This is a genomic window from Nocardia sp. CA-129566, assembly GCF_050956075.1.
GTDB lineage: Bacteria > Actinomycetota > Actinomycetes > Mycobacteriales > Mycobacteriaceae > Nocardia.
The window spans coordinates 8709122-8723971 of record NZ_CP192085.1 but is presented as its reverse complement, the minus strand read 5'-3'; the positions used below and the strand labels follow the sequence as shown (position 1 = coordinate 8723971).

The following is a 14850-nucleotide window of genomic DNA, read 5'->3' as shown; positions in this document are numbered from 1 at the left end:
CATGGACCCGCTCTTCGCGGGCACGGCGGGCATTCGCGTGGCGGCGGCCGTGGCGTTCGATCTGCATCCGCACATCATCGGAGATGGTCGGCTCGTCGGCGAGCAGGATCGCGAGCAGATCCGGATCGTCGCCGGTGAACAGATCGCGCACGGTGATGCCGTGTTCGGGAGTGTGCACGATGCGCACCTCGTCGCCGGCGCCGATCGTGCCCTCGGTGAGCACGCGCAGGTAGGCGCCGGTATCGCTCTGCAGCGTGAAGCGCTTGACCCAGTGGGCCACACCCGACCACTGCTGGAAGGTGGCGCAGGGCACGCGGGGTGCGCTCACCTCGAGCAGCGTATCGCCGATCGCCCAGTGCGCGCCGATCACCGCATCGCTGACGGCGAGGCCGGATATGCGCAGGTTCTCGCCGAACCAGCCCGCGGGCAAGTCGCGGCCCAACTCCGCGCCCCAGCGTCGGGCGTCCTCCTCGGCATAGGCGTAGACGGCCTGGTGCACACCGCCGTGATGCTTGGTGTCGCACACGTGGTCGCCGTCGAGGCCGAGCGCGCGCACGGCGACGCGGCCGGGGACCGGCCGCTTATCGATCGCGGTGCGGCCCACCTTGCCCGGCGCATCGAGTTCCGCGTGTACGACGCAGACCGCCAGCACTCGGGCGGAGTCGTCGGGCTGCATCAGCGGCCACGCAGCCGGTCGACCGCGAGGCGACCCGGTTGGGGTTCGTCGTCGGCGGGTACCGAATCCGGATCGATGGCGGCGGCGGTCGGCCCTGCGGTCAGCTGGGTGTCCGCGGGGATGGTGCGTTTGACCAAAGCGAGTGCGATGGGCCCGAATTCGTAGTGGTCGACGACGGTGCCGAGCCGGCCGACGGCGCGCCCGCCCGCGGTGACATCGGTGCCGGTGGTCGGGCGTTCGTCGGCGGAACCGTCCAGGTGCAGCAGCACCAGGTGGCGCGGTGGCTTGCCGAGATTGTGTACCCGGGCCACCGTTTCCTGACCGCGGTAGCACCCCTTGTCCAGGTGCACCGCCCCGTGCTCGTCTATGCCGCCGATCCAGTTGGCCTCGTGCGGGATGGTGCGTTCGTCGGTGTCCAGGCCGATCCTGGGTCGCAGCGCCGCGACGCGCAGCGCCTCGAAGGCCCACATGCCGGCCGGTTCGGCGCCAGCGGCGGTGAGACGGGCCCAGCGGTCGGCGAGTTGGTCGCGCGGGATCACCAGATCGAAGGAGTCCGCGCTCGGCCACGGCATCCGGCGCAGGAAGCCGCCGTCCGGCAGCGGCACCGCCTGGTAGGTGTCGGGTAGGGCGGCGATGCCGAGGGTTTCGGTCAGCTCACCCGCGCGGGGGCCGAGCAGGCTCAGCACCGCGTGGTCGGCGGCCTCGACCGGTTTCGCATCGGCCCAGAAGACCATCTTCGCCAGGAATTCCAGCAGCGCCGGTCCGCGCTCGGCCTCGGTATCGATCCACACCGTGCCGTCCAGGTCGGTGAGCACGAAGTGGTGCAGTATCCGACCGTTGAGATCGAGGTCGAGACTTTCGGCCGAGCGGCCATCGCCGAGGTTCGCGATGTGCTGGCTGGTGATGGTGTGCAGCCAGCTCAGCCGTTCGGCGCCGGTGATCTTCAGTACGAACCGATGCGACCGGTCGACAACGGCGACCCGCTGTGCGGCGGCGCGCTGCTCGGTGAAGGGATCCCCGTAATGCCATGCGACGGCGGCATCCGGTGAACCGGCCGCTCCCGCGACGGCGCCCGGGACAGCGAGGATGGGACTGGGTGCGACGACCACGGACACGTTCACCACTCTAGGCGCGAACCAAAGGTGGTGGCGTGGGCGGGTGTTGCGCGAGGGTCGCAAACCGCATTGGTACCCAACCGTGTCATGGGGGCTTACAGAACTCGTTCATGACCTAGGCGCGGTCATCGAACACCGCCTACGCTCGACCCATGGTGGATCGAGTTCTTGTAACACTCGACGGCGCCGTCCAAGATCCGGACGCGCCGTTGTTGTTTGCCGACGACATCGGCGTACTGCGCGGCGACGGCGTCTTCGAGTCGATTTTGGTTCGGGGCGGAAACGCGTGTGCGATCGAATTTCATTTGGGCCGACTGCGGCGTTCGGCGCAGGCGCTCGATCTACCCGAGCCCGAGCTGGGGAAATGGCGGGACGCGATCGAGACGGCGACGAAGGAGTGGGGGACCGAGCGCGAGGGCCTGCTGCGGTTGGTGCTCACCAGGGGCCGCGACACCGAGCAGTCGCCCCGGTCGAGCGTCACCTCGGGTGATCTCGCGGCCGCGGTGCCGGTGCCGACTTCCTATGTACTCGTGCTCCCGGTTCCGGAGCGGGTGCAGAAGGCGCGCACCGAGGGGGTCGCCGTGGTTTCGCTATCGCGCGGCATCTCGGTGGACCTGGCGCAGGCCGCGCCATGGCAGCTACTCGGTGCGAAGACGCTCTCCTATGCCACCAATATGGCGGCGCTGCGGTTCGCCCAGCGCATGGGCGCCGATGACGTGATCTTCACCAGCACGGAGAACCGGGTGCTGGAGGGGCCACGCTCGACGGTCGTCATCGCCAGGGACAACCACCTGATCACGCCGCCCGCGAAGAACGGCGTGCTGCCCGGGGTCACCCAGCGCGCGCTGTTCGCCGAGGCCGAGAAGGCCGGGTGGAAGTGCACCTATGACTCGCTGTTCACCGCCGATCTGCTGACCTGCGACAGCATTTGGCTGATGTCGAGCATTACGCTCGCGGCCCGGGTGAATTCGCTGGACGGACTGCGCATGATGGCGCCGGACAATGCGGCCGAGATCATCGAGTTGGTGGACCGAGCAGTGGAGCGGGCCGGGGCCATCGGCGATTGGTGAGTTCGGCGGGCGGTGATCTTCGTCCTACTACGACACGTAGGAGCACTTGGCGAGCTGGGAAAACGGGCCGTTGAGGGCGGTAAGCCGCGGTGTGTTGTGGCATAAGTCCGCTTGATCGGCCCTTTTCCGGGCGTAGTCTTTACTACGTCATGTCGTAGATCGGCAGGAGGTCGGTTTTGAGCGTCCTGGACTTATCACGGTGGCAGTTCGGCATCACGACCGTCTATCACTTCATCTTCGTGCCGTTGACGATCGGTCTGGCCCCGCTCGTGGCGGGTATGCAGACCGCTTGGGTGATCACCGGTAAGGACTATTGGTACCGGCTGACCAAATTCTTCGGGAAGCTGTTCCTGATCAACTTCGCGCTCGGTGTCGCCACCGGCATCGTGCAGGAGTTCCAGTTCGGCATGAACTGGAGTGAATACTCCCGTTTCGTCGGCGACGTTTTCGGCGCACCGCTCGCACTCGAGGCGCTCGTCGCGTTCTTCCTGGAGTCGACCTTCCTCGGTCTGTGGATCTTCGGTTGGACCCGGTTGCCCAAAATGCTGCACCTGGCCACGATTTGGCTCGTCGCGATCGGCGTCAACGCCTCCGCGTACTTCATCGTCGCGGCCAATTCGTTCATGCAGCATCCGGTCGGCGCCAAATACAATCCGGAGCGCGGCCGGGCCGAACTCACCAGCATCTGGGAAGTACTCACCAATAACACGACGCTGGCGGCATTTCCGCATGTGATCGCCGGAGCCTTTCTCACCTCGGGCACTTTTGTCGTCGGCATCTGCGGTTGGTGGATGGTGCGCAATGCGCGCAGCGGTGACGAGACGAAAATCGCCGAGGCGCGCACGATGTGGCGTTCCGGCGGGCGCGCCGGGCTATGGGTGATCGTGGTCGCCGGTGTCGCACTGTTCTATACCGGCGATGTGCAGGGCAAGCTGATGTTCGAACAGCAGCCGATGAAGATGGCCTCGGCGGAATCGCTGTGCAATACCGCGACCGATCCGGATTTCTCGGTACTGACCATCGGGACCCACAACAACTGCGACAGCGTGACGCATGTGCTCGAGGTGCCCTATGTGTTGCCGTATCTGGCCAAGGGCAAGTTCAGCGGAGTCACGCTGGACGGCGTCACCGATCTGCAGCAGGCGTACAACGCGAAATTCGGTCCGGGCGACTACCGGCCCAATCTGTTCGTCACCTACTGGTCCTTCCGCGCCATGATCGGCCTGTCGGCGGGGGCGATCCTGCTCTGGCTGGTCGGCCTGTGGCTGACCCGCGGCGGTCGGATCACCGATAAGCGCTGGTACTCGTGGCTGTGCCTGCTCGCCATCCCGACCCCGTTCCTGGCCAATAGCGCGGGCTGGGTCTTCACCGAAATGGGCAGGCAGCCTTGGGTTGTCGCGCCCAATCCGGCCGGTGACCAACGGCTGCGGCTGATGGTGCAACAGGGCGTCTCCGACCACGTCTCGGGCACGGTGATCGCCTCGCTGGTGGTCTTCACCCTGCTCTATGGCGCGCTCGCGGTGGTGTGGTTCTACCTGATGCGGCGCTACACCATCGCCGGACCCGAAGCGCCAGCGGCGATTCGGCCGGGCGGGCCGGACGATACCGGTGCTCCGGCGGGCCGTGATCGTGCCGAAGAACCTGCCGTCGAACAGCTTTCGTTCGCGTACTAGGAGCCGACGATGAATCTGCAACAGTTCTGGTTTCTGCTGATCGGCGTCCTGTTCACCGGCTATTTCGTGCTGGAGGGCTTCGACTTCGGGGTCGGCATGCTGATGCCGATCCTCGGCAAGGGCAGCGATACCCGAAGGCGGGTGGTGCTCAATACGATCGGGCCGGTGTGGGACGGCAATGAGGTGTGGTTGCTGACCGCGGGCGGCGCGATGTTCGCGGCCTTTCCGGAGTGGTACGCGAGCCTGTTCTCCGGCTTCTACATCGCGCTGCTGCTGGTGCTCGTCGCACTGATCGTGCGGGTCTGCGCCATCGAATACCGCAGCAAGATCGATGACGCGCGCTGGCGGGCCTGGTGCGATGCCGCGATCGGAATCGGCTCCTGGATACCGGCTTTGGCGTGGGGCTGGGTTTTCGCCAATGTGGTGCGCGGAGTACCGCTGAACGAGAAGAAGCAGATCGCCGGTTCGGTATGGGATCTGCTCGGGCCGTACGCGCTGCTCGGCGGGCTCGCGACCGGATTGCTGTTCGCGCTGCACGGTGCGGTCTTCCTGGTGCTGAAGACCGGCGGCGAGGTGCGTGACGATGCCGCGAAGACGGTGCGATTGCTGCTGGCGCCGACCGCCGTCGTGGTCGGGGTATTCGGTGTGTGGACGCAGCTGGCCTACGGCACCGGATGGACCTGGATTCCGTTGGCGCTGGCCGTGCTCGGACTGGTGCTCGCGGGTGCGGCAAGCTTCGCCGAGCGTGATGGATGGGCCTTCGTCGGCACCGCGGTCACCACCGCGGCGGCCACCGTGCTGCTGTTCGGGTCGCTGTATCCGAATGTGCTGCCCTCCACCATCAGCGACGTGTTCAACCTGACCATCGACAATGCCTCGTCGACGCCGTACACGCTGAAGGTGATGAGCTGGGCGGCCGTGGTCGTCACGCCGGTGGTGCTCGGCTACCAGGGTTGGACGTATTGGGTATTCCGCAAACGGCTCACGGTCGAGCAGATTCCGGCGTCGATCGGCCTGCCACTGGAAACCGGTAAGGACTGACCATGGCCCGCCCACCAGTCGATCCCCGACTGTGGAAGTACGCGCGCTCGGCCCGGCGCTACCTGGTGCTGAGTGTGGCACTGTCGCTGGTGATCACGGGCTCGATCGTGGCTACCGCGGTCGCGGTGGCGCGGGTGCTGGCCGGGGTCATCACCGATCCCGGTCGGCGGTCCCTGGGCGCGTGGACCTTCGAGTTGATCGTGCTCGCGGTCGCCATCGGCTGTCGAGTGCTGGCCACCTGGGTGCAGTCCCGGCTCGCGCATCGCGCGGGGGCCACCGTGGTGGCGGAACTGGAGACCGCAGTGCTGGCCGCCGGTGCCCGCCTGGCACCGCGCGAACTCGAAACTCGCCGAACCGAACTCGCGGTGGTGGTGAGCACCGGACTGACGGGGCTGCGGGCGTATCTCACCGGATATCTGCCCGCCCTGCTACTCGCCTGCCTGGTACCGCCGATCGTGCTGGTGGTCATCGCATTCCACGATCCGATCTCCGGTGTCATCGCGGTGGTCACCCTGCCGCTGATTCCGATCTTCATGATTCTCATCGGCCTGCTCACCCAGGGGCGCGCCGAAGCCACCCTTGCCGCGACCACCCGGCTGTCGGATCAATTGCTCGACCTGTTCGCCGGTATGCCGACGCTGCGTGCGCTCGGCCGGGAAGGGGGCGTCGATGCCGCCGCGACGAACGGTTCGCGGACGCGTTCGATGCAACCTCGGGTGCGTGCGCTCGGCGATGCGTTGCGGCAGCGCACCATGCGCGCGCTGCGGATCGCGTTCCTGTCATCGATGGTGCTCGAGCTGCTCGCCACACTGAGCGTCGCACTGATCGCGGTCTCCATCGGCCTGCGGCTGGTATACGGCGAGATGAGTCTCTACGCCGGGCTGGTGGCGTTGATCCTGGCTCCGGAGGTGTATCTGCCGCTGCGGATGGTCGGTGAGCGTTTTCATGCGGCGCAGGACGGAATGGCCGCCGCGGACAAGGCCTTTGCGGTCTTGGAGCCGGAATCCGCCGCCGTCGCGCACGACTCGTCCCGACCCGGTGCTGACGAGCTGACCGAGTCCGTCGGTGCCGGTGACGCATGTGCCGTGCGGGCAGGCCGATCCACCCGCGACGCTGAATCCGTCGAAAGTTCGCGTAGTGCGGGAATTCTCGGCGAAGGTGCCGCGCCGTTGTGTCCTGACGGTGGGTTCGTCGGTTCCAGCGGTCCCACTACATCCACTGACGATGATGCTGCTTGCGGGTTCGCGGGGATTGTCGAGATACGCGATCTCGCGGTGCGCGCCAGAGACGGTTTCGCGCCGGCTGGGCTCACCACGATGCTGCCTCCGACGGCAATGACCGTGCTGACCGGTCCGAACGGGAGTGGGAAATCGACGGCGCTGCAGGCGATCCTGGGGTTGATCGCCCCGGACCAGGGATCGGTGACGGTGGACGGCACCGATGTGCGCGAGCTGGATCAGCGACTCTGGTGGTCCAGGGTGGCGTGGCTGCCCCAGCGTCCGGTCCTGGTGCCGGGCACACTGCGCGAGAACCTCGAACTGCTCGGGGCGCGCACGCCCGAGCACACCGCCAAGGGTGCGTCCCGGGTCATCGATGAACTCGAAGCCGCCTGTATCGCAACCGGATTCGACGCGGTCCTGGACGAGCTCCCGCAGGGCTGGGACACGGTGGTCGGCGCGGGCGGTGTCGGCCTATCACTGGGCCAGCGCCAACGCCTCGCCCTCACCAGGGTGCTCGCCGCCGACCGTCCCGTCCTGCTCCTGGACGAACCGACCGCGCATCTCGACCCCGCCAGTGAAGCCGCGGTCCTCACCGCCCTCCAGCAACGGGCCCGCGCGGGTGCCACCGTTATCGTCGTCGGCCACCGTCCGTCCGTGCTCGCCGCCGCCGACCACATCGTCCGCGTGCAGGCGCGAACCATTGCAGCGCAGGCGGTACCGCGATGAGCCGCCGGGCGTCGAACGCGATGTGGTGGCGAACGTCGAGAGATCGCGGCCATGAGGTGACGCGGCGCGCCGGCCGGGGAGACCGCGGCTGGTCTGTCGAGGGGGTTGACCGATGAGTATCGGAATGGGTGGCGAGGCAAGTGCGCCGATGCCGAGCGAATCTGTGCGCCGCACGGTCGTCGCGGATCTGCGCCGCATGTGGGCTCTGCTCGATGTGTCCCCGTGGCGGATCGCGGTGGCCATCGGTTGGGGTGTGCTCGCGCTGGGCAGCGGACTCGGATTGGCGGCACTGGCGGCGTGGTTGATCGCGCGTGCTTGGCAGATGCCCCCGGTCCTCGATCTGAGCGTTGCCGTCGTCGCCGTACGCGCACTCGGCATTTCCCGCGGTCTGTGCCGCTATCTGGAACGCCTCGCCACCCATGACGTCGCCCTCCGTGCGATGACAATGGCACGGACCACCGTCTACCGCACCCTCGCGCACTCCGACGTCTGGATGCGACGCGCCATGCTCGATGCGCGTTCGGACGGGCGGCGGGATCCGGAGGCGGACTCGGCGGGCGCCACCGCGTTGCGGCGTGGGGACCTCCTGGTTCGAATCGGTAGTGATATCGACGATCTCGGCGCGGTCGTGGTGCGCGTCTTCGTACCGATCGCGGTTGCGATCGTATTGTCATCGGCGGCAATCGGGCTGTTGGCCACCATTTCCATTGGTGCGGCGGCGATTCTGGCCGTATCGCTGGCTATTGCCGGGATCGTCGCGCCGTGGTTGTCGGGGTGGGCCGCACGCGCGGCCGAGCGTGCGGTGCGCGCCGACCGTGCCGAATTCACCGCCCAGGCCCTCACCGTCCTCGACCATGCGGCCGAACTCCGCGTCGCCGGCAAATTGGACGGCGCGCTGGCGGCCGCACAGCGGGCCGGGCAACGTGCGGTCGCCGCGGAAGATGCCGCGGCCGCACGCAGCGCTTGGGCCGCCGCCGCGACACCACTGTCGATCGGCGCGAGCGTCCTCGGTGCCCTGCTGATCGGCATCGCCATATACGGCCCGCACGGCGGCGATCCGGGCGCAATGACACCGATGGCACTCACCATCCTCGTGCTGCTCCCGCTCTCGGCCTTCGAAGCCGTCGCTGCGCTCCCGGCCGCGGCCCAATCCCTCACCACCGCCCGCGCCGCCCTGCACCGCCTCTCCGCCCTCACCCCCCGCATGTCGCATCCGTCCGGCGACGCCAGCCCCGATGACGAGGCGCGAGATCCCCTGTCGGGCGATCCGACCCGCGGTGTCATCGGCGGCGCGAGCGGAGACGGCGGCGGCGGTTCGAATGGACTGCCGGATCCATCCGATGGCGACGGTGCTCGCGCGGACCTCGGCAGTGCGCGAGAGGTGTTGCCGGAGAATCTGCCCGTACGTCCTGATGGGCGGCGGATAGCCGTTGTCGGGCCCAGCGGTGCCGGAAAGACGACATTGCTGATGGCTTGGGCCGGGTTGTTCGGTGTGCCAGAACCGGAGGTGACGTTCTTTGCCGAGGACGCACATATTTTCGGCACCACGGTGCTCGAGAACCTGCGGGTCGCGCGCGGGGATCTGACCGCGACGGAGGCCGAAAAGGCTTTGGGCGCGGTCGGTCTCGGGGAGTGGGTGGCTGCGCTGCCCGATGGTGTGCACACCGATCTCGTGGGCGGTGCGGCGGCGGTATCGGGCGGGCAGCGTCGTCGAATCCTGCTGGCGCGTGCGCTCATTTCGCCCGCGCGGGTGCTGCTGCTCGACGAGCCGACCGAACATCTCGAGGCGGCGGCGGGTGCTCGGCTGCTGTGCGATCTGCTCGATATCGATAGCGGGCTGGTCGAACCCGACCGAATCGTGATTGTCGTCACCCATCAGCTGCCGCCGGACCACCACGCCGACGCGGTGCTGCACGTCGACGCATCGGGCCAGGTCACGGCCGATTTTCCGGGCGCGGGACCGCGGCGGGCGGCCAGCGATTGCGCCACCCGAGAAATTCCGTTGCCGACCCACTGACTCGTGGCTAGATTCGTTCGTACACAAGGAAGGAGGTGGTTCGAAGAATGTATGTTCATAGGACTCGTGAGGTGGCTGTCCGCTAGCGCCACCGCTGCAACGGATCTCCGTTCGCGCGAGCGCTGAGCGAATCCCAGGCAGCCACCCGGCCCCCGAGCTACCGGTCTTGTCCGACCGGGACCCACGCAGGCTTCACCGCCAGCGGGGTATGGCTCGGGGGCCGTTCCTTTTTCGGGACGATCGCGCCAGGCGGTAGAGTCCGGCGACGGTTCGATACGAGGGGAGCCAATGCTATCGGAGGGACTCGCAGCAGTGGTCGGTCGCCGTATCAGTGCGATCCGCCGCATGTTCTACGTACACGGCACTGATATCGACCGCACCGAAGGCCCCATCGAATTGACCTTCGACGACGGTACGGTTCTACTGCTCGACGCCGGAACCGACGGCGAAGAGCTCCGCGTCGCATCGACCCCATGGCGCGACCCCTTCGCAGGCCTGACCGAACCCGAATACATCGACTACGTTGCCGAATCCGGCAAATACACCGCCTTCGACGTCGGCACGGAACCCCCGTACTCGGACCTGCTCGGCTGCCGAATCGCCGACGTCGCCGAATCCCGCCTGCACGACGACCGCCTACGCGCCGCCGTCCTCGAAGTGAACGGCTCGAAACTCGCCGTCGAAACCCTCGCCGACGAACTCCTGGTCACCTGGCACCCAAGCTGATTCGCCCGCATAGTTGTTGTCCCGGCTGTCCCTTTTTACGGTCAGGTTCCAGTCCGAACGGACACTACGCTGGGGCAATGACCGTTGAGCCGTTGCCCGACTGGGTGATCCCACCTGCTGGTGGATTCACGGTCGAGGATTTCTTGGAGCTACGCGGTCTGCCGAAGCGCACCGAGTTGATCGATGGGGGTCTGGTCTTCGTTGGTCCGCAGGAAAAGTGGCGCATTACTGGCGAATCGAGCGGCGGGATGCGGACGCTGTCGTCTATGCCTACGAACTCGACCCCGCCTCGCGGGCTTACGGCTTGGTCGGCATCTTCCACGACCGCCTGAAGATCAGCGTCCCGTTCCCGATCGATATCGACCTGACATCGATCGGGCAGCGCGGCTAACCGATGTAGCGGCGTAAACGGGCCGACAGGCGGGGCTCCAAGGGACCGTCGGCGACTACGCGCTCCTCGACGTAAGCCAGGTCACCACCCTCGACAATGCCGTACAGGCGCTTGGCGCCGCCGACGACAATGCCGGACTGGCTGCGGATGACGACATCGGTGGCCAATTCCCAGGAGGACTGGGTCAGTGCGGTGCCGTAGAAGAGTTCGACGATGCCCGTGCTGTGGGTCAGCAGCAGTTCGATGACTTCGTCATCGCCGTCGATGCCGACGCGCCAGAAGCCACTCTCGCGCAGATCCGGACCGCCGTAGGAACCGTCGGATTCGATGACCCACGAACGCGAGTCCCAGGACAGATAGTCACCACCGTCGTGGGAGACGATGATCTGCTGGCCGAAGCGGTAGTCGCCGCGATCGGGATCGTTGCCCTCGCCCTCACCGCGCCATACGCCGACCATGGGCAGCAGAGCGAGCATCGACGAACTCAGATCCGGGCCGAGTCGCAGATTCGCGGTGTCCTCGGGTAGCGGCAGATCCGGAAGCACCGGAATATTGCGCACACCGGTCGACTTCGCTCGTTCGGCCGCCTCGGCCACGGCCTCGTCGCCACTGCGGCGAGCCGACGGCTCGGCAGGACCGTTGCCGTTCATTTGTTCACTCGCTCGCTCGGCCGGGTTGGAACCTTCGCTCGCGAGTTCACTCATGATTCGGTGAACAACCGGTAGAAGACGTACAGGCCGAACCAGCCGATCAGAACGGCCACGGCCACCAGCAGAATTTCGAAGAAGAGGACCACATTTGGAGTCTAACGAGTTGCGTCCCGACCAGCACAACGGCCCCGTTGCTTCCTGGTGATCCAGGAAACAACGGGGCCGTTTGCGCTATTCGCTACTTGGCGACGGCCACGTCGACGGCGTGGATGCCCGCGCCCTCCGGACGGACCTCGGCCGAGCCATTGCCCGACGAGGACAGCGCCCGCACGGTCCACGCGCCCGGTGCCGCGAAGAACCGGAAATCGCCGGTACCCGAGGCGACGACCTCGGCGGTGAAGTCACCGTTGCCGTCGAGCAGGCGCACGAACGCGCCGCCGACGGGCTGACCGTCCGAGCTCAGCACACGGCCGGTGATGACCGTTTCCTTCTCGACATCGACTCCGGCCGGAATGGCCTGGCCCTGGGTAGGTGCTGCGCACATGTGATTACTCTCCCAACTCGATCGGTGCACCGACGAGCGAGCCGTATTCGGTCCAGCTGCCGTCGTAGTTCTTGACATTCTGGTGGCCCAGCAGTTCCTGCAGCACGAACCAGGTGTGCGAGGAACGCTCGCCGATGCGGCAGTAGGCGATGGTGTCCTTGGACCCGTCCAGCCCGGCCTCGCCGTAGATCTCGGTCAGCTCGGCATCGGACTTGAAGGTGCCGTCCTCGTTCGCGGCCTTGCTCCACGGCACGTTGATGGCGCCGGGGATGTGGCCGGGACGCTGGCTCTGCTCCTGCGGCAGGTGCGCCGGAGCCAGGATCTTGCCGGTGAACTCGTCAGGGGAGCGCACGTCGACCAGGTTCTTGGCGCCGATGGCGGCGATGACCTCATCGCGGAAGGCGCGGATGCTCAGGTCGGGGGCGGCGGCCTTGTACTGGGTGCCAGGGCGGTTCACCGCGTCGCGCGAGAGCGGACGACCGTCGAGCTCCCACTTCTTGCGGCCGCCGTCGAGCAGCTTGACATTGTTGTGGCCGTACAGCTTGAAGTACCAGTAGGCGTACGCGGCGAACCAGTTGTTGTTGCCGCCGTAGAGCACGACCTCGTCGTCGTTCGCGATGCCGCGGGCCGAGAGCAGATCGGAGAACTGCTCCTGGTTCACGAAGTCGCGACGAACCTGATCCTGCAGGTCCTTCTTCCAGTCGAGCCGGACGGCACCCTCGATGTGGCCGCCGTCGTAGGCGGAGGTGTCCTCATCGACCTCGACGAAGACGACGCCGGGGGCGTTGAGGTTCTCTTCGGCCCAGTCAACGGAGACCAGGACATCGGAGCGGGCCATGTTGTTCCTTTCGGATGGTGACTTGCAGGGTCAGATCGCCGGGGACCCGGCGGTGTCCGCGTTAGGCCCGGAGGCGGTAGCTTGCGTAACCACGGAGGGCCCGCGGACACCGCCCATCGGATCAGTCCGGCGGAGGCGGGCGACCAGCGGATAGATCTGGCAACCCAGGCAGATCCCGAACGCCGCATTCAAGAACGCCGCGAACAGGGCGAAGCCGACGAATACCGCGCCGACGACGGTGGAGCCGACCAGGAAACCCAGCAGGCCGACGGCACTGAAGACCAGGCCGAGTAATTGGGCGAACCGCAGCGGAGCCACGGGTTCGGTTTCGACGGTCGGACCGATGCGCGGCGCGATGAACGCCGCGAAGATCCGGCCGTAGGGGTGCCGTCGCGGCCCATAGGCCGCGCCGATCGCGAAGACCACCGCCTGCAGCCCGATGAGCACCGCGGCGACCGGCGTCGAGACGGCGGCGGCGAGCAGGACCAGGACCAGTACGCCGGTGGTGACCCAGGCGGCGAAGCGCGGCCCGCGGACATCTACGACGGAAATTCCGGTTTCATCGGCTGTGTTTCGAGAAATCGTGGACATTGTGCGTACTCCTGCGCTGAATAGTGCTGTTGGCGGGAAAAATGCCAGTTCGCCGGGGGATCGAGAGATCACTCGCACGACGGACGCAGGTCGGCATCAGGAATTCTGACGGAGCCGACCGCTCAGCCACACAGGCAGCAACAACCACCGAGGCGACACAGATCAACTGTGCGGCGTCGGGTGAGCATCAGCTCGTGGTTGGATTGCACGCAGAGCAGTTTACCTGGTTCCGACGGAGAATTGGACCCGGGGTTCGTCACAGTTGCTATGAACCCTTGTCACGCCCGGTTTTTCCGCCGTCAGCGGCTATCCGCCGATGTTTATCCGACGGTCAGCGGTGCCAGCGCGGTCCGCAGGTCGGCGGACTTGGGCACGCCGGAGATCCGGAACCGTTCCCGCCCTTCGATATCGAAGACGAAGGTGGTCGGCAGCGAGAGCACGTTGAGTTCCTTGGCCAGCGCGGGCTCGGCATCGATATCGATCTCGATATCCAGCGGCGGGCGCGGCGATCCGGCCAGATCCTCGGTCACCCCGGCGACCACCTTGCGCACGGCGGCGCACGGTCCGCACCAGTCGGCCGAGAAGTGCAGCACCGCCGGACCGGAACTGTCGACGCCGACCGCGGCCAGCAGTTCGGTACGCGCCGACTCGGTGCCGGTGTCGGTCTCGTTCGCGCGCAGCTTGCCGTCGCGCCGCCGCAGTGCAACGCCGACCGCGATCGCGGCCAACACCATTACCAGCAGAATTGTGATTTGAATCATGGTCGACGCAATCTGTCCAGATCGATGGTCACGTTCTCGGCCTTACTCTCGATGACGATCTGGCCACCCGTTGCGTAGACCTTGGTCGGCCGTAGCCCGAACGGCAGTTCGTTGGTATCGATGGTCCGGGTGAACTGCTCGAGTATCTTCGGGCGCTCGGCGTCGGTGACGACCGCGGTCGTCGTGACGTCACCCGTGCCGCGGTAGATACCGGTCGCGATGATCTTGATCTGATCGCCGTCGACCCGCAGGTCCGCCGTCACGCTCACATTGTCACCGCTCAGCGGTGCACCGGGCTTGCTCGGCGTCTTGCCGGGCATGGTGCCAGCGAGCAGGAGCTGACCCCCGGTGGTCATTCCGGATCCGCCCGATCCGCCCGTTCCGTCGGATTTGTCCCCCGGTGCCGAATGCACTTGCAGGTCGGGGATTTTGAACAGGCGACCGAGTTCGGTGGGCTCTAGCCGCATCGACCCCTCGACCCGATCCACCGGTACCGCGCGCACGTTGCCATCAGTGAGGTCGCCGACCGAAAGGTGTGCGCCGGTCAGCATCGCTCCGACCGAAATTTCACCCGGGATGTCGGGACGCATGACGTGCGCGCGGATCTCGACACTCTGGTATCGGCCGTCGAACGCCTGGGTAAGAAACGGGAACCCGTAAATGATCACGTCGGGATCCGCACTGAGATCGGCGCCAACGCGCAGCGCGCGCGACACGCGGTACTCCGAATAGGCGGCGACGCCGAAATCGATGACTACCGCCAGTCCCGCGAGGCACAGCAGCCCGATAATCAGCTTCCGCATGCAGGCAA

Annotated in this window: 14 protein-coding genes and 1 pseudogene; 7 read left to right on the top strand and 8 right to left on the bottom strand. The window is 66.6% G+C overall.

Annotated features, from left to right (window positions below):
• Window positions 1–7 precede the first annotated feature (7 nt).
• Window positions 8–676 (bottom strand): annotated as a pseudogene (locus ACQP0C_RS38760) (MOSC domain-containing protein); the annotation flags it as partial.
• Window positions 676–1791 (bottom strand): YgfZ/GcvT domain-containing protein, encoded by a 1116-nt coding sequence (locus ACQP0C_RS38755; RefSeq protein ID WP_433728367.1) that lies wholly within the window; start codon window positions 1789–1791, stop codon window positions 676–678. The gene ACQP0C_RS38755 and the pseudogene ACQP0C_RS38760, both read right to left, overlap by 1 nt.
• A gap of 152 nt (window positions 1792–1943) precedes the next feature.
• Between ACQP0C_RS38755 and ACQP0C_RS38750 the strand changes: the two genes are divergently transcribed.
• From ACQP0C_RS38750 to ACQP0C_RS38720, 7 genes are all read left to right on the top strand, one after another.
• Window positions 1944–2861, top strand: coding sequence for an aminodeoxychorismate lyase (locus ACQP0C_RS38750; RefSeq protein WP_433728364.1), 918 nt, complete (start codon window positions 1944–1946; stop codon window positions 2859–2861).
• A 176-nt stretch (window positions 2862–3037) separates the two neighbouring features.
• Complete coding sequence (locus tag ACQP0C_RS38745) at window positions 3038–4534, top strand: cytochrome ubiquinol oxidase subunit I (RefSeq protein ID WP_433728362.1); 1497 nt, start codon at window positions 3038–3040, stop codon at window positions 4532–4534.
• A gap of 9 nt (window positions 4535–4543) precedes the next feature.
• Window positions 4544–5575, top strand: a complete 1032-nt coding sequence (gene cydB, locus ACQP0C_RS38740; protein ID WP_433728360.1) for a cytochrome d ubiquinol oxidase subunit II — start codon at window positions 4544–4546, stop codon at window positions 5573–5575.
• A gap of 2 nt (window positions 5576–5577) precedes the next feature.
• Window positions 5578–7521, top strand: coding sequence for a thiol reductant ABC exporter subunit CydD (gene cydD, locus ACQP0C_RS38735; protein WP_433728358.1), 1944 nt, complete (start codon window positions 5578–5580; stop codon window positions 7519–7521).
• A 148-nt stretch (window positions 7522–7669) separates the two neighbouring features.
• Window positions 7670–9538 (top strand): ATP-binding cassette domain-containing protein, encoded by a 1869-nt coding sequence (locus ACQP0C_RS38730; protein ID WP_433734777.1) that lies wholly within the window; start codon window positions 7670–7672, stop codon window positions 9536–9538.
• Window positions 9539–9883: 345 nt separating this feature from the next.
• A complete protein-coding gene (locus ACQP0C_RS38725) occupies window positions 9884–10264 on the top strand; it encodes a hypothetical protein (protein WP_433728355.1) in 381 nt (126 codons plus the stop codon).
• A 217-nt stretch (window positions 10265–10481) separates the two neighbouring features.
• Window positions 10482–10655 (top strand): hypothetical protein, encoded by a 174-nt coding sequence (locus ACQP0C_RS38720; RefSeq protein ID WP_433728352.1) that lies wholly within the window; start codon window positions 10482–10484, stop codon window positions 10653–10655.
• Here the strand turns inward: ACQP0C_RS38720 and ACQP0C_RS38715 are convergent.
• The 6 genes from ACQP0C_RS38715 to ACQP0C_RS38690 all read right to left on the bottom strand — a co-directional run bounded on the left by ACQP0C_RS38715 (window position 10652) and on the right by ACQP0C_RS38690 (window position 14842).
• Complete coding sequence (locus tag ACQP0C_RS38715) at window positions 10652–11359, bottom strand: FABP family protein (RefSeq protein WP_433728350.1); 708 nt, start codon at window positions 11357–11359, stop codon at window positions 10652–10654. The two genes, ACQP0C_RS38720 and ACQP0C_RS38715, sit on opposite strands and share 4 nt — an antisense overlap.
• A 184-nt stretch (window positions 11360–11543) precedes the next feature.
• Window positions 11544–11849, bottom strand: coding sequence for a DUF1416 domain-containing protein (locus tag ACQP0C_RS38710; protein ID WP_354959398.1), 306 nt, complete (start codon window positions 11847–11849; stop codon window positions 11544–11546).
• A gap of 4 nt (window positions 11850–11853) precedes the next feature.
• Window positions 11854–12687, bottom strand: coding sequence for a sulfurtransferase (locus ACQP0C_RS38705; protein WP_433728346.1), 834 nt, complete (start codon window positions 12685–12687; stop codon window positions 11854–11856).
• A 30-nt stretch (window positions 12688–12717) separates the two neighbouring features.
• Window positions 12718–13278 (bottom strand): DUF4395 domain-containing protein, encoded by a 561-nt coding sequence (locus ACQP0C_RS38700; protein WP_433728343.1) that lies wholly within the window; start codon window positions 13276–13278, stop codon window positions 12718–12720.
• A 320-nt stretch (window positions 13279–13598) separates the two neighbouring features.
• Window positions 13599–14039 carry a thioredoxin family protein gene (locus tag ACQP0C_RS38695; protein ID WP_433728341.1) on the bottom strand — a complete coding sequence of 147 codons (441 nt, stop codon included), beginning with the start codon at window positions 14037–14039 and terminating at the stop codon, window positions 13599–13601.
• Window positions 14036–14842, bottom strand: coding sequence for an LmeA family phospholipid-binding protein (locus ACQP0C_RS38690; RefSeq protein ID WP_433728339.1), 807 nt, complete (start codon window positions 14840–14842; stop codon window positions 14036–14038). The genes ACQP0C_RS38695 and ACQP0C_RS38690 overlap by 4 nt, the downstream gene beginning before the upstream one ends.
• Between the last annotated feature and the right edge of the window lie 8 nt (window positions 14843–14850).